General features: G+C 64.8%; 17 protein-coding genes. 10 read left to right on the top strand and 7 right to left on the bottom strand.

Annotated elements, in window-relative coordinates:
• Positions 1-134 precede the first annotated feature (134 nt).
• From F8R15_RS17225 to fba, 4 genes are all read left to right on the top strand, one after another.
• On the top strand, positions 135-920 hold the full coding sequence (locus tag F8R15_RS17225; RefSeq protein WP_152845400.1) for a triose-phosphate isomerase: 786 nt from the start codon (positions 135-137) through the stop codon (positions 918-920).
• Positions 917-1381, top strand: a complete 465-nt coding sequence (locus F8R15_RS17230) for an RpiB/LacA/LacB family sugar-phosphate isomerase (protein WP_152845401.1) — start codon at positions 917-919, stop codon at positions 1379-1381. The genes F8R15_RS17225 and F8R15_RS17230 overlap by 4 nt, the downstream gene beginning before the upstream one ends.
• A gap of 61 nt (positions 1382-1442) precedes the next feature.
• Positions 1443-2411, top strand: a complete 969-nt coding sequence (locus F8R15_RS17235) for a class 1 fructose-1,6-bisphosphatase (protein WP_152845402.1) — start codon at positions 1443-1445, stop codon at positions 2409-2411.
• Between the two features lie 3 nt (positions 2412-2414).
• Entirely contained in the window at positions 2415-3446 is a 1032-nt protein-coding gene (gene fba, locus F8R15_RS17240; RefSeq protein ID WP_152845403.1) for a class II fructose-bisphosphate aldolase, read from the top strand.
• A gap of 161 nt (positions 3447-3607) precedes the next feature.
• Here the strand turns inward: fba and F8R15_RS17245 are convergent, their stop codons facing one another.
• The 4 genes from F8R15_RS17245 to F8R15_RS17260 all read right to left on the bottom strand — a co-directional run bounded on the left by F8R15_RS17245 (position 3608) and on the right by F8R15_RS17260 (position 7885).
• Positions 3608-4558 (bottom strand): D-ribose ABC transporter substrate-binding protein, encoded by a 951-nt coding sequence (locus F8R15_RS17245; protein WP_078542362.1) that lies wholly within the window; start codon positions 4556-4558, stop codon positions 3608-3610.
• A 92-nt stretch (positions 4559-4650) separates the two neighbouring features.
• Entirely contained in the window at positions 4651-5685 is a 1035-nt protein-coding gene (locus F8R15_RS17250) for an ABC transporter permease (protein ID WP_078521234.1), read from the bottom strand.
• An 11-nt stretch (positions 5686-5696) separates the two neighbouring features.
• Positions 5697-7247 carry a sugar ABC transporter ATP-binding protein gene (locus F8R15_RS17255; protein WP_152845404.1) on the bottom strand — a complete coding sequence of 517 codons (1551 nt, stop codon included), beginning with the start codon at positions 7245-7247 and terminating at the stop codon, positions 5697-5699.
• Positions 7244-7885 (bottom strand): DUF2291 family protein, encoded by a 642-nt coding sequence (locus F8R15_RS17260; RefSeq protein ID WP_152845405.1) that lies wholly within the window; start codon positions 7883-7885, stop codon positions 7244-7246. The genes F8R15_RS17255 and F8R15_RS17260 overlap by 4 nt, the downstream gene beginning before the upstream one ends.
• A 529-nt stretch (positions 7886-8414) precedes the next feature.
• Between F8R15_RS17260 and F8R15_RS17265 the strand changes: the two genes are divergently transcribed.
• The 6 genes from F8R15_RS17265 (at position 8415) to F8R15_RS17290 (ending at position 15481) form a co-directional block, all read left to right on the top strand.
• Complete coding sequence (locus F8R15_RS17265) at positions 8415-10016, top strand: FGGY-family carbohydrate kinase (RefSeq protein ID WP_152845406.1); 1602 nt, start codon at positions 8415-8417, stop codon at positions 10014-10016.
• Position 10017: 1 nt separating this feature from the next.
• Positions 10018-11526, top strand: coding sequence for a glycerol-3-phosphate dehydrogenase (locus F8R15_RS17270; RefSeq protein WP_152845407.1), 1509 nt, complete (start codon positions 10018-10020; stop codon positions 11524-11526).
• Positions 11526-12458 (top strand): sugar phosphate isomerase/epimerase, encoded by a 933-nt coding sequence (locus F8R15_RS17275; RefSeq protein WP_078600709.1) that lies wholly within the window; start codon positions 11526-11528, stop codon positions 12456-12458. Before F8R15_RS17270 ends, F8R15_RS17275 begins: the two co-directional genes overlap by 1 nt.
• Positions 12459-12553: 95 nt before the next feature.
• Complete coding sequence (locus F8R15_RS17280; RefSeq protein WP_078521221.1) at positions 12554-13489, top strand: sugar-binding transcriptional regulator; 936 nt, start codon at positions 12554-12556, stop codon at positions 13487-13489.
• 22 nt (positions 13490-13511) lie between these two features.
• A complete protein-coding gene (locus tag F8R15_RS17285; RefSeq protein WP_078571289.1) occupies positions 13512-14279 on the top strand; it encodes a DeoR/GlpR family DNA-binding transcription regulator in 768 nt (255 codons plus the stop codon).
• A 212-nt stretch (positions 14280-14491) separates the two neighbouring features.
• Complete coding sequence (locus F8R15_RS17290) at positions 14492-15481, top strand: LysR family transcriptional regulator (RefSeq protein ID WP_083078242.1); 990 nt, start codon at positions 14492-14494, stop codon at positions 15479-15481.
• A 56-nt stretch (positions 15482-15537) separates the two neighbouring features.
• On the opposite strand, the gene F8R15_RS17295 is transcribed toward F8R15_RS17290, so the two are convergent.
• The 3 genes from F8R15_RS17295 to F8R15_RS17305 are packed head-to-tail and all read right to left on the bottom strand — an operon-like array spanning position 15538 to position 18355.
• Positions 15538-16794 carry a TRAP transporter large permease gene (locus F8R15_RS17295; RefSeq protein WP_152845408.1) on the bottom strand — a complete coding sequence of 419 codons (1257 nt, stop codon included), beginning with the start codon at positions 16792-16794 and terminating at the stop codon, positions 15538-15540.
• Between the two features lie 11 nt (positions 16795-16805).
• A complete protein-coding gene (locus F8R15_RS17300) occupies positions 16806-17384 on the bottom strand; it encodes a TRAP transporter small permease (RefSeq protein ID WP_152845409.1) in 579 nt (192 codons plus the stop codon).
• Complete coding sequence (locus tag F8R15_RS17305) at positions 17381-18355, bottom strand: TRAP transporter substrate-binding protein (RefSeq protein WP_078542352.1); 975 nt, start codon at positions 18353-18355, stop codon at positions 17381-17383. The genes F8R15_RS17300 and F8R15_RS17305 overlap by 4 nt, the downstream gene beginning before the upstream one ends.
• Positions 18356-18471 lie beyond the last annotated feature (116 nt).

The following is an 18471-nucleotide window of genomic DNA, read 5'->3' on the forward strand; positions in this document are numbered from 1 at the left end:
GGGATCCTCCTATGGCGCGAACGCTAGCAGCGGTCACAGGTTCTAACAATTAAAAATCACAAAGTAACAAAAATAATGTTGAAACTAACGTGACGCATGTTATTTAACCTCAACACGACGGAGGAGCGTTCGACATGCCCGAGGTTTGGATCGGCACCAGCTGGAAGATGAACAAAATCCTGTCCGAGGCGCTGGCCTGGGCGGATGGCCTCGCGGCTGCGACCCTGTCGCCGCGTATCCAGAGCTTCGTCATTCCGCCCTTCACCGCGACGCGGCAGGTCAAGGCCGCGCTGGCTGACACGCCCGCGCTGGTCGGTGCGCAGAACATGCATTGGGCCGATGCCGGCGCCTGGACGGGCGAAGTGTCCGCGCCGATGCTGGTGGATTGCGGTCTCGACATTGTGGAGCTCGGCCATTCCGAACGCCGCGCTCATTTCGGCGAGACCGACGAGACGGTCGGCCTCAAGACGGAGGCTGCGGTACGCCACGGGCTGATCCCGCTCATCTGTATCGGCGAGACGCTCGAGGATCGTGAAGAGGGGCGGGCCGCTGAAGTGCTGGCCACGCAGGTGCGCGGCGCGCTCTCGAAGCTGTCGGACGAACAGAAACAGGCCGAGATCTGGCTCGCCTACGAGCCGGTCTGGGCCATCGGTGAAAACGGTATCCCCGCCACGGCCGATTACGCCGATGCCCGCCAGGCCGAGATCATCGCGGTCGCACAAGAGGTGACGGGCCGCCGCGTGCCCTGCCTCTATGGCGGCTCGGTCAATCGCGACAACTGCGCAGAGCTGATCGCCTGCCCGCATATCGACGGGCTGTTCATCGGTCGCTCCGCTTGGAACGTGGCCGGATATCTCGACATTCTCGCGCGCTGCAATGCCGCGCTGGACGCACAAGTCAAAACGGAGGAACTGTCATGAAAATCGCAGTGGCCGGCGACAGCGCCGGCGAACCGCTCGCCAAGATCCTGGCCGAATATCTTAGCCAGAACCCGGATTACGAGGTGACCGAAGCTTCGCGCACCGAGGCCGGGCCGGACGATTTCTACGCCAATCTCGCGGATCGCGTCGCGTCGGCTGTGAAGGACGGGCAATATGATCGTGCGATCCTGTGCTGCGGCACCGGGATCGGCGTCTGCCTCTCGGCCAACAAGGTGCCGGGTATCCGTGCAGCCCAGACCCACGACACTTACTCGGCGGGCAAAGCGGCGACCTCGAACAACGCGCATATCATCACGATGGGCGCGCGGGTCGTGGGGGCGGAGCTCGCGAAAGACATCGCCGATGCCTTCCTGTCCTCGTCCTTCGATCCCGAGGGGAAATCGGCGGGAAACGTGCAGGCCATTGACGCGGTCGACGCCAAGTATCACACGACGGCCTGAGCGAACTCCCGAGGGTCGGGCGGTTCGCCGCCCGGTCCCAACTCACTGACGGAATTCCCACATGCTGACCTTGCCGAACGACCGTCCCTCGCAGGCGGCGTACCTGCGTGACTGCCTGCCTGCTGGCGGGCTTGGAGAGATTATCGCCGCGCTGGCCGCAGCCTTGCCCCCGATCGAGCAGCGGCTCGCGGCGGGCCGGTTGCCCGGTGATCCGGCCGCGTCCTGCGGTCAGAATGAGAGCGGCGATGTGCAGAAGGCGCTCGATGTCGGCGCGCATGACCACATCCTTGCGGCGCTCGCGGGGCTGGGCGTGCGGCACATGCTGTCGGAAGAGGCCGAAGAGGTCGAGTTGCTCGACCCGGAGGGCCAATTCGATCTCGCGATCGATCCGATCGACGGGTCGGGCTCCATCGGTATCGGTGCGCCGTTGGGGATGCTGTTTGCGATCTATCCGACCGGCCCCGCCGATTTCCGGCGTCCGGGCTCGGAGGCGGTCGCGGCTGGCTACGCCTCCTTCGGGCATTCTCTGGATTTCGGGTTCACGGCCGGGCAGGGGGTGCAGATCGCGACCTATGATGGCAGCGATTTCCGCATGACGGCGCAGGATGTCCGGCTGTCGGCCAAGGCATCGACCATCGCTTACAACGCTTCGAACGAGCGTCACTGGAGCCCGGGGCTGCAACGCTGGGCCGCCGAGCTGCGCGCCGGTGCGGATGGCCCGCGCGGGCGGGATTTCAACATGCGCTGGCTGGCGGCGGCGGTCGGTGAACTGCACCGTATCCTGCTGAAGGGCGGCGCGTTTCTCTACCCGGCGGATCGGCGCGAAGGCTATCGCGAAGGGCGCTTGCGGCTGGCCTATGAGGCGGTGCCGATCGCCTGCCTGATCGAAGCGGCAGGCGGGCGCGCCACTGATGGCACCACGCGCATTCTCGACCTCGTGCCGGACGCGCCGCACCAGAACGTGCCGCTCGTGTTTGGCGCGGCGGAAGAGGTCGACATCATCAAGACATATCTTTCGGAGGAGACCTGACCTATGGCCCGCATCACCCTGCGCCAGTTGCTCGATCACGCGGCGGAGAACCGCTATGCCGTGCCCGCCTTCAACATCTCGAACATGGAGATGGGCCTGGCGATCATGACCGCCGCGCGGGAGGCCGATGCGCCGGTGATCCTTGCCGCCTCGCGGGGCGCGCGGGCCTATGCGGGGGACCGCCTGCTGGCGCGGCTGATCGACGGGCTGGTCGAGACCTTCCCCGAAGTACCGGTCTGTATGCATCTCGATCACGGCAGCGATCTGGCCACCTGCGCCACCGCGATCCAGCATGGCTTCACCTCGGTGATGATGGACGGCTCGCTGCTGGCCGATGGCAAGACGCCCGCCGATTACGCCTATAACCGCGACATTACCGCGCGCGTGGTCGAGATGGCGCATGCCTGCGGTGTCTCGGTCGAGGGTGAACTGGGCGTGCTCGGCTCGCTCGAGACCGGCATGGGCGATCAGGAAGACGGCCACGGTGCGACCGAGAAGCTCTCTGAAGAGCAGCTTCTGACCGACCCCGAGGAAGCCGAACGCTTCGTGCGCGAAACCGGCGTCGATGCGCTCGCGGTCGCGATGGGCACCAGCCACGGCGCCTACAAGTTCACCCGCCAGCCCGATGGCGACATTCTCGCGATGAATGTCATCGAAGAGATCAACCGTCGCCTGCCCAATACGCATCTGGTCATGCATGGCTCGTCCTCCGTCCCCGAGGATCTGCGGCAGATGATCAACAGCTATGGCGGCGATATGCGCCCGACCTGGGGCGTGCCGGTCGAGGAAATTCAGCGCGGCATCCGCTCGGGCGTGCGCAAGGTGAATATCGACACCGACAACCGTATGGCGATGACGGCAGGCGTCCGTAAGGTCCTGTCCGAGACGCCCGGAGAATTCGATCCGCGCAAATACCTCACCGAGGGCAAGGCGCTGATGCAGGATCTCTGCAAGGCGCGGTTCGAAGCCTTCGGCACCGCCGGTCACGCCTCGCGCATCACGCCGCTGCCGCTGGAGGTGATGGCGGCGCGCTAAGCGTGTCCCGTCTGCAGAACACAGAAAAAGGGCGCCCGCGCGGGCGCCCTTTCTTCGTTGCGAGGTCGCGTTCGGCGTGACGTCCCCGAAATCCCTACGCGTCTGTCAAAACGAAAAAGGGGGCCGCGCGGCCCCCTTTCCCAGTGTCCCGTTGCGCCGGATCAGGAGGATTGATCCAGAGTGAACGGGCCGGTGTAGGAACCGACATTGCTCGAGTCGATCAGCATGCAGTCGAAGAGTTGCTTCTCTTCCGACACTTCCAGCTCGCCGGTCTGGATGAAGTGATCGGCCTGACGCACGGCCTGCTCGGCGAAGATCGCGACCGGCTGCAGGACCGTGTAGGTCATCTCGCCAGCCTTGACCGCGTCGACCGCATCGGGCGAGCCGTCGAAGCCGCCGACGACCATGCCGTCGAGCTTGCCTGCTTCCTTGAGCGCGGCGATCGCACCGAGCGCCATTTCGTCGTTGCCCGAGATTACGCCGGTGATGTCCGGGTTGGCCTGCAGCATCGACTGCATCTTGGAATAGCCCTGCGTACGGTCCCAGTTGGCCACTTCCTGCGCCTTCTTGTCGAGGTCGGGATACTGGCTCAGCACCGTCTCGAAGCCGTTCGAGCGGGTCTGCGCGTTGTTATCCGACGGGGCGCCGAACAGCTCGACATAGGAGCCTTTCTCGCCCATTGCCTCGACCCATTTCATCGCGCCGAGTGCTGCACCTTGCGCGTTGTTCGACACCAGCTGTGCCTTGGCCAGACCCGACTGGTTGATCTCGGCGTTGACGATGAAGACCGGGATACCGGCTTCGACCGCTTTCTTCACGGCACCGACCGAACCGTCTGCGTTCGCCGGGTCGAGGATGATCGCCTTGGCCTTGTTGGTGATCGCGGTGTCGACGAGGTTGCTCTCGGTGTTGGTGTCACCCTTGTGAGCGGAGACGTTGGCGTCATAGCCAAGCTCCTCGGCGGTCGCCTTGGCGACCTCGCCCTCAGTGTACCAATAGGGGTTCGAGGGATCGTTGACGATGATCGAGATCAGACCGTCAGCCATCGCGGCCTGTGCCATCAACGGCATCATTGCGACGGTCGCGAGAATGGTGCGCCTGGTGAATTTCATGTTGGGTTTCCTCCCGTTGGGTTGTTGTAGATGCCGGATAGGTCCGGCGGGTATTCGAGCGCGAGACCTCCCTGTCCCGCGTCCTCGAAGTCTCAGCGCCGCGCGCGGCCGTATTGCAGGCTGTTGAGCAGCACGGCGAGCACGATCACGGCGCCGGTGAAGACGGTCTGCCAGTAGGCAGAGACGCCGATGATGACGAGCCCGTCGCTCAGGAAGCCGATGACGAAGGCACCCAGCATCGTGCCGCGCACGTTGCCGCGCCCGCCGGTCAGGGCGGCCCCGCCGATCACGACGGCCGCGATGGCGGTCAGTTCGTAGGTGGTGCCTGCGGTGGGGCCTGCCGAGGTCAGCTGCGACGACAGCACGAGGCCCGCGATGGCGGCACAGATGCCCGACAGCACGTAGACCGAGATTTTCACGCTGCGGGTCGGCACGCCGGAGAGTTCCGCTGCGCGCTCGTTGCCGCCCGAGGCGTAGAGCCAGCGGCCGAAGGCGGTGCGCGCCAGCACGAGGCCTACCGTCAGCGCGACCAGCGCCAGCACGATCACCCCGATCGGCACCCCCGCGATGCGGTTGAACCCGAGCCAGTCGAAGCCGGTATTGCCCAGAGCTTCCGCGCCGCCAAGGTTGTTGTAGGTCAGACCGTTGGTCATAAGCAGTGCGACACCGCGCGCCACATAGAGCATCCCCAGCGTCGCCACGAAGGCGGGCACGTTGAAGAACGCGATCAGCACGCCATTGATCAGCCCCACGAAGGCGCCCAGACAAATCGTCAGCACCACCACGGCCCAGACTGGCGGGTAAAGCACGACACCGGCGGCCGGTATCTCGACGCCTTGCATGAGGTAGCCCGCGACGACCCCGGCCAGACCCAGTGTCGAGCCCACGGACAGGTCGATGCCGCCGTTCAGGATCACCAGCAGCATACCGATTGCCAGCAGCCCGAAGATCGCGACATGCGACGACATGATCAGGAAGTTGCCGATGCTAAAATATACCGGCGACAGGATCGAGAAGACGGCGATGATCGCGACGAGGGCGAAGAATGCGCGGCCCTCCAGAAGGATCTTGCCGATGTTCAGGCCCATGCCGCCCGATCCGGGCTTGGAATTCGTAACGTCCGCCATGTTGGCCTCCCTTAGTGGTGCACGGCTTCGCCAGAGGCGGCCATGATCTGTTCTTTGGTTGCGGTGTGATCGAACTCGGCCGCGATCCGGCCCCTGTTCATCACGATGATCCGATGGGCGATGCTCAGGCATTCGCCGACTTCCGAGGTCGAGTAGAGAACCGCCAGCCCGCGGTCCTGCGCGGTGCGCGCGAGCAGCTTGAAGACCTCGGCCTTCGCGCCGATGTCGATGCCGCGCGACGGCTCGTCGAGCAGAATCACCTCGGGCCGGGTGGCGAGCATCTTGCCGATGACCACCTTTTGCTGGTTGCCGCCCGAGAGCGAGCCGATCATCGCGCCGCCGCCATCGGTTTTCACGGTCACTTCGCGGATCGAGTCGTCGATTACCTTGCGCTCGTCCTTGCGGCTGGTGAACAGGCCGCGCGTGAAGGCACCGATCGAGGAGAGCGACAGGTTCTGACCCACGGTCATCGTCTGCACGAGCCCGTCGCGCTGCCGATCCTCGGGAACGAGCACCAGTCCGGCCTCGATCCGCTCGGCGATCGACATATGCGAGATGTCGCGCCCGTGCAGCTTCACCGCGCCGCTTTTCGCGCGCAAACGCCCGGCGGCGCATTCCATCATTTCGGTGCGTCCGGCGCCCATCAGACCGTAGATGCAGACGATCTCGCCTGCGCGCACGCTCAGGCTCATGTGATCGACCACCAGCCCGTGACCCGACGGGTCGGGGACGCAGAGATCTTCGACGATCAGCGAGGGTTCACCCATCTTGCTGTCGGGAGGCGTGCCGAGGTCGAACCCTTCGCCGACCATGTTGCGCACGATCCATTCGAGGTCGATTTCGTTGCGCGGCGCGTAGGCGGTCATTTCGCCATCGCGCAGAACCACCGCGTGATCGGTCACTTCCAGCGCCTCTTCGAGGTGGTGCGAGATATAAACGATGCTGACGCCCTTCGCGGTGAGGTCGTTGATCACCTTGAACAGCACTTCCACTTCCGAGGCCGATAGCGCCGAGGTCGGCTCGTCCATGATCAGAATGCGGCTTTTCGCCTGCAGGGCGCGGGCGATCTCGACGATCTGTTGCTGCCCGAGACGCAGTTCCTCCACCGGGGTGAGGGGATCGATCTCTTCTTCCAGTTCTTCCATCAGCGCGCGCGTGACCCGCTCTTCCTCGGCGAAATCGACACCGCGGCGGGTGCGGATTTCGCGCCCCATGAAGATGTTGTCCCGCACGTTCAGGTTCGGCGCGAGCGCGAGTTCCTGGTGGATGATCGAGATGCCCTGCGCCAGCGCGTCATTCGCGCCGTTGAAGGTAACCGGTTCGCCGTCGAGCAGAATCTGCCCCGAGGTCGGCGTCACGATCCCCGCGAGGATCTTCATCAGCGTCGATTTGCCCGCGCCGTTCTCGCCGAACAGCGTCGTCACCTGACCGCGATGGATGTCGAAATTCACGCCCTTGAGCGCCTTCACCGCACCGTAATGCTTGGCGACGTGGCGGGCCGACATGACGACCTCGCCGGTCCCTCGCGGTGCCTCGGGGCGGATGCTTTGCTGCACGGTCATTGGACTTTCACCTCGACCGGCGTGATTAGCCACATCTTCGGATTGATCAGCTTGAAGGCGCCGGTGACGGTCACCGTCTTGCCGGTCAGGTTGGAGGTGTCGATCCCGTCGAGCACCTCGGCCTTCATCGCGCGGTTAATGCCCGCGCCCGCATCCTGGTATTCGATCTGGTTCTTGAAGGCGCCGAAGGAGATGTCGCCGGGCGCGTCGCGCAGGTCGGTGCCGTTGATCGCGGGCCCGGTCTGGACGCGGATGCGCACGTTGTCGAGCCCATCGACATTGATATCGTAGATGCCCGATTTGCCTTCGCCGACCGTTCCGGTCACGCGTACGGGCAGCACAGGCATCGCGCCACCGGTGCCGTATTTCTTGGCGGCCGCGGATTTGTCCTCGGCCAGTGCGGCGGCGAGCGTTTTGGCGTCGACGGCGCGCTTGACCACATCGTCGCGGATGCGGGGGAATTCCTTGGTGCCGTAGGCATCGGGGGAGAACCCGTCGACGCGGGTGTCCTGCTCGGAGCCGATGGTGACGACGGTGGTGTCGAGCCCGATCGCGACGAGGGTGCACAGCGCCACGGCGCCGACAATGACGCCCCGCCGGCCGATACGCGGTTTCATGGAAATATCGGTGGCATTCATGGCCTGTCGCTCCTCCCCTCGGGCCCCGGCGGGGCCTGTTGATCCTGTGTCGGGAGATGTTGACCCGGGCGCCAAACGACACCGGCTCGCTCGATCCCGGCGCGCTTGAGACCAGCACCTGTCGCGCGCCGCGCGGGCGGCGTCGTCAGGGTGCGTGTCGCGGCTGAGATCTCGCGCGGCCTATCCAAAGTGCAGGCCGCCATCCTCCCGTTTCGCAAGACGAATCGTGCCGATGCCCGTTCCGCCTGCCACTCGCCGAATCCACTGAATTTTCCAGCCTTTTCCTCCGTTTGGCGGGCAGTGGCGTTCGGTTCGTGCTGATCACCATACCTGAAAAAAATTACAAAGAAAGAAAAAAAATACACTCGACATGTGGTCGGGCTTGGGTATGCTTGATGCGTCTCGAGGGCAGATTTGTCCCCGAGAAGACCGCATTGGCTGGAGGGGCCGCGGTCGCAAATCAAGGGAGGAGGTCGCATGGCACAAGCGCCTTGCGTGGCTCGCCATCTGCGTCCCGAAACGGTGCAGCATGGCTGATCGCGACATCATTATCGGCATCGATGCGGGGACCTCCGTCATCAAGGCCGTGGCCTTCGATCTGGCGGGTCGGCAGATCGCGGCGGCGGCCGTGCCGAACCGCTACGACAGCGGCCCGAACGGGGCCGCGACCCAGAACATGGACCGGACATGGGCCGATTGCGCCAGCGCCCTGCGCAGCCTCGGCGAACGTGTCGAAGGGCTGGCGAGCCGCACCGCTGCGCTGGCGGTGACCGCGCAGGGCGACGGTACGTGGCTCGTAGGGCAGGGCGATCGCCCGGTCGGTGATGCCTGGCTCTGGCTCGATGCGCGGGCGGCGGAGACCACCCGCAGGCTGGCCGGTCATGGCCGGGACGCGGCCCGCTTCCGCGCCACGGGCACCGCGCTCAACACCTGCCAGCAAGGCGCGCAGATGGCGCATATGGATCGCCATTGCCCCGAGCTTCTGGATCGCGCCGAGGTGGCGCTGCATTGCAAGGACTGGCTCTATCTGAACCTCACGGGCGTCCGCGCGACCGATCCCTCCGAGGCGAGCTTCACCTTCGGCGATTTCCGCACCCGCAGCTATTCCGACCTCGTGATCGAGGCGCTGGAATTGCGCGGGCGCAGCCATCTTTTGCCGCCGATCCTCGATGGTAGCCGCGATACCCATCCGCTGAGCGACGCGGCGGCTGAGGCGACGGGCCTGCTGGCCGGTACGCCGGTCAGCCTCGGCTACGTGGATATGGTGATGACCGCGCTCGGCGCGGGCGTCCACACCGGCACTCCGGGGGCGGCGTGCTCCACCATCGGCTCGACCGGGGTGCATATGCGCGCCGTGCGCGACGAGGACGTAACGCTGAACGGACGTTCGGGCTATGTGATCTGCCTTCCGGCAGAGGGCATGGTCACGCAGGTGCAGACGAACATGGCCGCCACGCTGAACATCGACTGGGCGCTGCGCGTCGCGGCCGATCTGATGAGCGAGACCGGCCATCCGCATGACTACGCCGATCTGGTAGCGCGGATCGATGGCTGGCTGGCCCGATCCGAACCGGGCGCGCTGCTCTATCAACCCTATGTCTCCGAGGCGGGCGAGCGCGGGCCAATGGTCAACGCCAATGCCCGCGCCGGGTTTATCGGCCTCTCCGCAGGCCACCGTTTCCCGGACATGATCCGTGCCGTGGTCGAAAGCCTCGGCATGGCCGCGCGCGACTGCTATGGCGCGATGGGAGAGCTGCCGCGGGAGTTGCGACTGACCGGCGGCGCTGCGCGCTCCGGCGCGTTGCGCGGAATTCTTGCCGCATCCGTCGGGGCACCCGTGCGGGTGTCGGCGCGCGAGGAGGCGGGCGCCGCTGGCTGCGCCATGATGGCCGCCGTCGCGATCGGCGCCTATCCGGACATGGAAAGCTGCGTCGCCGAATGGGTCACGCCGCTTCTGGGCGAGGCCGAAGCGCCGGACCCGGCGCTTCAGACCACCTATGCAGACCTTTACCCCGCCTATGCCGAAGCCCGCGAGGCGCTCGAACCGGTCTGGGACCGGCTCGCAGATCATCGCGACCGGCGGACCACCCCCGAAATCGATGCGCCGCGCACTGCGCAAGGAGGATCGTGACATGAGCACGCAGGAACTGGATCTTTTCGTCATCGGAGGCGGCATCAACGGCGCGGGCTTCGCGCGCGACGCGGCGGGCCGCGGCCTCAAGGTGGCGCTGTGCGAAAAGGATGACCTTGCCGAGGGCACGTCGTCGCGCTCGGGCAAGCTGGTGCATGGCGGGCTGCGCTATCTCGAATATTACGAGTTCCGGCTCGTGCGCGAGGCGCTGATCGAACGCGAAGTGCTGATGAATGCCGCGCCGCATATCATTTGGCCGCTGCGCTTCGTGCTGCCGCATTCGCCGCAGGATCGCCCGGCCTGGCTGGTGCGGTTGGGACTGTTCCTTTACGACCATCTCGGCGGGCGAAAGAAGCTGCCGGGGACGCGCACGCTCGACCTGCTTCGCGATCCCGAGGGCGCGCCGCTCCTCGACAAATATACGCGCGGTTTTGAGTACTCCGATTGCTGGGTCGACGATGCGCGTCTGGTGACGCTCAACGCGCTCGATGCGGCGCAGCGCGGGGCCATCGTGATGACCCGCTCGCCCGCGATCAGCGCGCGGCGTGAAGACGGCAAATGGCGCGTGACCACGCAAAACAGCCTGACCGGAGAAAAACGCGAATTCCTCGCCAAATGTCTGGTGAATGCCGCCGGTCCGTGGGTGACCGATGTGCTGACCCGGGTCGCCGGGGCCAATTCGACGCGCAACGTCCGGCTGGTCAAAGGCAGCCATATCATCGTGCCGAAATTCTGGGAGGGGCCGCATAGCTACCTCGTGCAGAATACCGACAAGCGGGTGATCTTCATCAACGCCTACGAGGGCGACAAGGCGCTGATCGGGACGACCGATATTGCCTATGAAGGCCGGGCCGAGGATGTCTCGATCGACGACGGCGAGATCACCTATCTGCTCGACTGCGTGAACCGCTACTTCAAGGAGAAGCTGCGGCGCGAGGATATTCTCGAGACCTTCTCGGGGGTGCGGCCGCTGTTCGACGACGGCAAGGGCAACCCTTCGGCGGTGACCCGCGACTATGTCTTCGATCTCGACGAGACCGGCGGCGCGCCGCTGCTGAACATCTTCGGCGGCAAGATCACCACTTTCCGCGAGCTGGCCGAACGGGGCATGCACGAGATTCGCCATGTCTTCCCGAAGATGGGCGGCGACTGGACCGAAGAGGCGGCGCTGCCGGGCGGCGACATGCCGGGGGCGGATTACGACGCGTTCCGCGAGACGCTGAAGGCCGAATATCCGTGGATGTCTCGGGACTTGCGCGAATATTACGGACGTCGCTACGGGACCCTCACGCATCGGATCGTGGGCACGGCCAATGACCCCAAAGGTCTCGGGCGCCATTTCGGCGGGCATCTCTACGAGGCCGAGGTGACGTGGCTGGTCGAGAACGAATGGGCGGCCACGGCGGAGGATATCCTCTGGCGGCGCACCAAGCACCGGCTGACCATGTCCGAGGCCGAGATCGCGGCCTTCACCGAATGGTTCGACACGGCGCATGCGGTGGCTGCCTGATGGGACTGACGCTGTCTTTGAACACCAATCCGCTGGTGAACCGCTTTGCCGATCCGGACGACCTGATCGATTGCGTCGCCCGCGATCTGCGAATCCGCGACCTGCAACTGACGCACGAATTCATCAACCCGTCCTGGCCCGCGCCGGTGATCCGGCGCCTGACCCGGCAGATGGCTGCGGCGCTGTCTCGGACCGGGGTGCGTGTGACCTCTGGGATGACGGGGCCTTACGGGCGGCTGAACCATTTCGGCCATCCCGACCGCGACGTGCGGCGCTACTATGTCGACTGGTTCAAGACCTTCGCGGATATCACCGCCGATCTCGGCGGAACGTCTGTGGGCACCCAGTTCGCCATCCTGACCTATCGCGAGCAGGACGACCCGGCCAAGCGCGAAGAGATGATCCGGATCGCCATCGACTGCTGGGCCGAAGTGGCCGAGCACGGCAAAGCCGCCGGGCTGGACTATGTCTTCTGGGAGCCGATGAGCGTGGCGCGCGAATTCGGCGAAACCATCTCCGAATGCATGGCGCTGCAGGACCGGCTGACCGCGGCGAATATGGCGATCCCGATGTGGATGATGGCCGATATCGACCATGGCGACGTGACCTCCGAGAACCCGGACGACTTCGACCCTTACGCCTGGGCGCGGGCCGTGCCGAAGGTTTCTCCGATCATCCACATCAAGCAAAGCCTGATGGACAAGGGCGGGCATCGGCCCTTCACGGCGGAGTTCAACGCGCGCGGCCGCATCCAGCCCGAGCCGCTGCTCAAGGCCTTTGCCGAGGGTGGCGCGGCGGACAATGAGATCTGCCTCGAGCTGTCCTTCAAGGAGCGCGAGCCCAACGACCGCGAGGTGATCCCGCAGATCGCCGAAAGCGTGGCGTTCTGGGCGCCGCATATCGACACCGGAGCCTCCGACCTCAAGGTCTGAGGTCCGGGCAATGCGGCGGGGCTTCCCTAGGTCTCGCCTGCGCCTTATCAATAACGCCGCGCAACGATCTTGCGCGGCCCGAACCGAAGGACAGCATGAACGACACCGATGAAACACTCGCCATCCGCGCAGCGTGGATGCACTACGTGGGCGGGCTCACGCAGGCCAAGGTCGCCAAGCGGCTCGGTCTGCCGTCGGTCAAGGCCCACCGGCTGATCGCCAAGGCGGTGGCCGACGGTCGGGTGAAAGTGTCGATCGAGGGCGATATCGTCGAATGCGTCGAGCTGGAGACGCGGCTGTTCGAGACCTACGATCTCAAGCTTTGCGAAGTCGCGCCGGATATCGGCGAAGAGGGCTTGCCGCTGCGCGCATTGGCACTGGCGGGCGCGGCCTATCTCAAGCGTCAGTTCGAAGCGGGCGAACATTCGATCATCGGGTTGGGACATGGCCGAACCTTGGCCGAAGTGACCCGGCAACTGCCGCGCACCGATGCCAAGGGGCTGCATTTCGTCTCGCTGCTGGGCGGGCTGACCCGCAACTTCGCCGCCAACCCGCATGACGTGATGCATCGCATCGCGGAGAAGACCGGCGCGCGCGCCTATGTCATGCCGGTGCCGTTCTTCGCCAATACGGTCGAGGACCGCGAGGTGCTGCTGTCGCAGCGCGGCGTCGATGAGGTTTTCCGCATGGCGCAATCCGCGACGCTCAAGATCGTCGGTATCGGCACTGCCACGGCGGATGCGCAGCTCGTCTCCTCGGGGATGATCGAACCGGGAGAGATCGAGGCGATCGCGGCTGCGGGCGCGCAGGGCGAGATGCTTGGCGATTTCTTCGATGCCTCCGGGAATGTTGTAGAAACCACGCTTTCGGCCCGAACGCTCGCAGTGGGCTACGATCCCGAGCGCGAAGAGGATATCGTCGCCATCGCGGGCGGGCCGGACAAGGTCGAAGCGATCCGGGCGGTTCTGCGGTCTGGCAGGGTGGCCGGGCTGATCACCGACGAGCGGACCGCGCGCGCGCTACTGAGCTGACGGCACGCAAAGGACGACCCTGATGAAACGAGACGACCGGAGGCAGAGCATCCTCGACGCACTGGTGCGCGACGGGGCGGTGCAGCTCGACGAGTTGGCCGAACGGTTCGGTGTCTCGAAGATGACGATCCACCGCGATCTCGACGATCTCGAAACGGAAGGGCTGCTGCGGAAGATCCGGGGCGGCGCCACGATCGAGCCCGGCTCGCAATTCGAGAGCGATTTCCGGTTCCGTCAGTTGCAGGGTCATGACCTCAAGGAACGAATGGCCCGCGCCGCGCTCGAATGGGTGGAGCCGGGAATGACCGTGATGGTCAACGATGGCTCGACCGCGTCCGTGTTGGGCAGCCTGTTGCCGGAGAAGCGTCCGTTGACGGTAATCACCAACAATGACGCGGTGATGGAGGCCCTGAAAGCCGAGCCGGGGATGACGGTCATCGCGCTGGGCGGACGCTATTCGGCGAAATACAACGCATGGATCGGTCGGGTCACGGAAGGCGCGCTCGCGACGTTGCGCGCCGATCTGGCCTTCATCTCGACGCCGGCGGCGGGGGATGGGCGCGTCTACCACATGGACGACGACATCACGCGCGCGAAGCGGGGCATGATGGACGCCGCCGCGCAGTCGGTGCTGCTGATCAACCATCTGCGTTTCGACCGGACGGCGCTGCACGTTCTGGCCGACTTCTCGGAATTCGCGGCGGTCATCACCGACGCCGAACCGTCGGAAGCAGCCCGGGCGCAGATCGAAGCCACGGGGGCCGCGCTCAAAGTGGCGAAGAGCGGGTAGGGCACCGCTTTTTGCGACCTTTGTCACGACGGCGGGTCGGTTGCGCCATTGGGAAAGCGCAGTGAATTGAAGCAGCGCTTCACAGGATTTGCATCTGCCATTAAACATCATGGAAAGAATTGCCACGATGCCGGGCAGCATCCGTGACGGCTTCCGCCACACGACTTGCGCGCAATCGCATCCGGTACGGTCGTATTTCCAAGGCGCAGGACATGCTCAAAGACATCAATCTCAACGCGATGAACCACTTCGAGGCCGTCGCTCGGCTCGGCGGCATATCGAAGGCGGCCGAGGAGCTGGGCGTGTCGCCTTCCGCCGTCAGCCAACAGATCCGTCAGTTCGAGCAGCAAATGGGTGTGCGCCTGTTCAAACGGGAGAAGCGGCGACTATCACTGACACTGGATGGCGAACGGCTGTTCCAGACGACAACGCAGGCATTCCGGATGATGCGCGACGTGCGCTCCGCGATCCAGCGCCAGCGCGAGACGCGCCATTTCATCCTGCGGGTGTCGCCCTCTTTCGCGGTGCGCTGGCTGTCTCCGCGGCTCAAGTCGTTTCTCGAGCTTGCGCCGAACTGGGACATGCGGATCGATGCCGCGCCCGATTTCTCCGACTTCGAGACGGAGGTCGTCGATCTGGACCTGCGCTACGGCGAAGGCGGCTGGACCGGGCTGCACGAAGAAGCCGTTGTCCATGACCTCGTGTTGCCGATGTGCTCGCCCGGCTATCTGGAAGAGTTGCACACCCTGTCAGACGATCCCATCGGACAGTTGCGACAAGCGCGGCTGATCGATTCGGTGAAGACGCATTACCGCTGGGATTTCTGGCTGGCGCGGCATGGCATCATGGGAGAGCGGATGATCTACCCGATGCGGTTCGACCGCTCGTCGATGGCGATTCAGCTGGCGACCGACGGGGCAGGGGTCGTTCTGGAAAGTACGACGCTCGCCCTGAACGAGCTGGAGCGCGGGGCCCTCGTGCCGCTGTCGACCGCTTTCGAAGCGATCCGCTTTCCTGCTTACTGGCTCGTCTCTCCTGCGCGCCATACCAGCCGCCGGATCGTGCGGATCTTCTCGGACTGGATGCGGGAGGAAGGTGCTGCCCATGATGCGCGCGCCTCGGCGCTTATCACTGGCTTGGGCTGCCGCATCCGGGAGCAGCGCGGGCGACAGCTGCCGGGGGAAGAGTACCTGCCCGAATGAGACGCGCGCGCCCCGTTGCCAAGGCGCGCGCAATGGATGCTGATGCCGGATGCGGGTCAGTAGATCGTCAGCGCTGGCACGTATGAGATCAGCGCCAGCACGAGGATCGCCACGAGGTAGAAAGGCGCCAGCGAACGCACCACCTCCATCACGCCAACCCGTGCGATCGCGGCTGAGATGAACAACGTCGTCCCTACAGGCGGTGTATAAAGACCGATCGACAGGTTCACGACCATCATCAGGCCAAGCTGCACCGGATCGAGACCGATCGTATGCCCGATCGTCACGAAGAGCGGCCCAAGCAGCAGCACCGCTGCGGGCAGATCGAGGAACGCGCCCACGATCAACATCACCACGTTCAGCGCGAGGATCACCAGCCAGCGCTCCTGAATGGTCGCAGCCACCCATGCGGCGAGCTCTTGCGGCACGCGCTCTGCGGTCAGCAGCCACTGGATCGTGGAGGATGCCATGATAATGAACATGACCGCGCCGGTCATCATCGCCGTGTCGACCACCGCTTCCCACAGGGATTTCGGGTTGAGGTCACGGTAGATGACACCGCTTACCAAAAGGGCATATGCGACCGCCATGACGCTGACCTCGGTCGGGGTCGCCACGCCGAAGCGTAGGGTGCCGATCACGAAGACGGGCATCAGCAGGGCCGGGATCGCGCTGAAGATCTGGCTGCGGAAGGCGGAAAAGCCTCCTTCCAGCGGCGAGCGCGGCAGATTGCGGCGGCGCGCCACGATCGCGACGGCGATGAACATGCCGACACCCAGCATCACCCCGGGCAGAATACCCGCCACGAACAGGTTGATGATCGAGGTTCCCGAGACCAGCCCATACAGAATGAGCGGGATCGACGGCGGGATCAGCACCGATACGGTCGAGGAGGCAGAGTTGATCGCCCCCGAGAAACCGCCCGGGTAGCCCTCGGCTTTCTGCACCGGGATCAGCGCGTTGCCCATCGCGGTTGCATCCGCGACGGCCGAGCCCGAGACACCGCCGAACATCACCGATCCGAGGATCGAAACCTGCCCGAGGCCGCCCTTGAAATTCCCCACGACCAGACGCGCGATATTCACCAGATAGGTGCCGAACCGCCCCGCCATCATCAGGTTGCCGGCAAGGATAAAGAACGGCACCGCGAGCATCGGAAAGCTTTGGGTGGGCGTGTAGAGACGCTGAACGATGACCGCCAGCGGCTTGTGGTCGAGCCACAGCGCAGCGGCGACGCCGCCCAGCATCGCATGTGCCACCGGCACGGCAAGCGCGAGCAGCACGAAGAAGACGAAGATCATGACACCGGCCATTGCGGGTCTCCTCAGCTCAGGCTTGCATGGGCGGGATCGTCATCCATCACGGATTTGCCCCCCAGCAGCAACACGATGTCGAGCGCGGCGATGATGGCCATCGCTCCGAATGAATAGACCATGCTGGAATAGCCCCAGATCGCCTTGACCCCGAGCGTGGACAGCGTCTGGAAGGTCGAGGCGCGCAGGATCGGCTGGCTTGACCAGAGGACCGAGATGGAAATCACGATGATCGCGGCTTCGACAAACAGCATGAAGGCGCGCCGAACCCGGGCTCCGGCCAACTCCGGCAGCAGGGTGATCGCGATGTTGCGCGAGCGCGCGGTGGCGATGACGATGCCGCCAGCCACGAGCCACGGCAGCAGGATCGCATGGATTTCATAGGCCCACGGGATGCCCTTGCCGGCCCCGTAGCGCAGGATCACGTTTGTCAAAAGCGCCACGAACAGCACCGAAAGCGTGCCCGCAGCGATCAGCTTTCCCGACCATTCCAGCAGGTCGATCACGCCTTGCGCGAGGCGCAGGAAGGGGCGCGTACGCCCCCTCCCTTCGCCTGATCCCGCGGCGTCGCTGCGGTCAGAGTCGATCATTCCAGCCCCGCAGCCTTTTTGAGTTCGGCGACCGTATCGGGGTAGTCCTTGGCGTATTTGTCATAGACCGATTTGGTCGCCTCAATATAGGCCGCGCGGTCCGCCTCAGCGAACTTGGCGCCGTCTGCCTCCATCTTCGGCATCAGCTCCTTGTCCGCCTTGAGCGACATGTCGCGTTCCATCGCGCCCGCTTCCGAGGTCGCCTTGAGCGCGCAATCCTGTGTCGCCTTATCAAGGCCTTCCCACCACGACAGGCTGGCCACGACCGGGGTGCTTTCATACTTGTGCCCGGTCATCGTGATGTAGGGCGTGATCTCCTGCAGCTTGGCCGAGTTGATGTTGGTCAGCGGGTTTTCCTGACCGTCGAACACGCCCGATTGCAGCGCCGAGGGCAGCTCGGACCACGCCAGCGGCGCGGGCGATGCGCCGAGCGCGTCGAAGATGTCGATCGTCATCTGATCCGGCGGGGTGCGGATTTTCAGGCCCTTGAGGTCGGCAGGCTCTTTGACGAACTTGTTGACCGTGGTGATGTTGCGAATGCCGTTATCCCAGAAGCCAAGGATCTTGAGCCCGGCTTTCTGTGCGTCCGCGTCGAGCGAGTCGCCCACCGGCCCGTCGAGCACTTTCCACGCGGTCGGCAGATCCTTGAACAGGAAGGGCAGGCCCAGCAGGCCGATCTGCGGCACGATCTGCGCCATCGGACCCTGGCTGTTGGCCGTGACCTGAATCACGCCCGCCGCGGTCGAGGTCAGCATCTCAGAGTCGTCGCCCATCGTGGCCGAGGCCGCGACGTTCACCGTATCCTTGCCGTCGGTGCACTGGGTAAAGATTTCAGCCCATTTTTCCGCCGCGATGTAGCGCGGGTTTCCAGGGTTCGCACCATGCGCGAAGATCACTTCGTCAGCCTGCGCCGAAGAGGCCCCTGCAAGGGCCGTCGCGCCGAGAAGTGCGATGGTCAACATAGATTTCATTGGTCTCTCTCCCGATTGGTTCGGACGGTCTCCTCACCGTCCCGCCGGATTGGCTCCGGCTTCATCCGGCCCACCTCACTGCGGGCCGGAGATTAGTTGCCTTGCGGTCAGGCACA

It is taken from the genome of Thioclava sp. JE_KL1, from assembly GCF_009296265.1.
In the GTDB taxonomy this organism is placed as follows: domain Bacteria; phylum Pseudomonadota; class Alphaproteobacteria; order Rhodobacterales; family Rhodobacteraceae; genus Thioclava.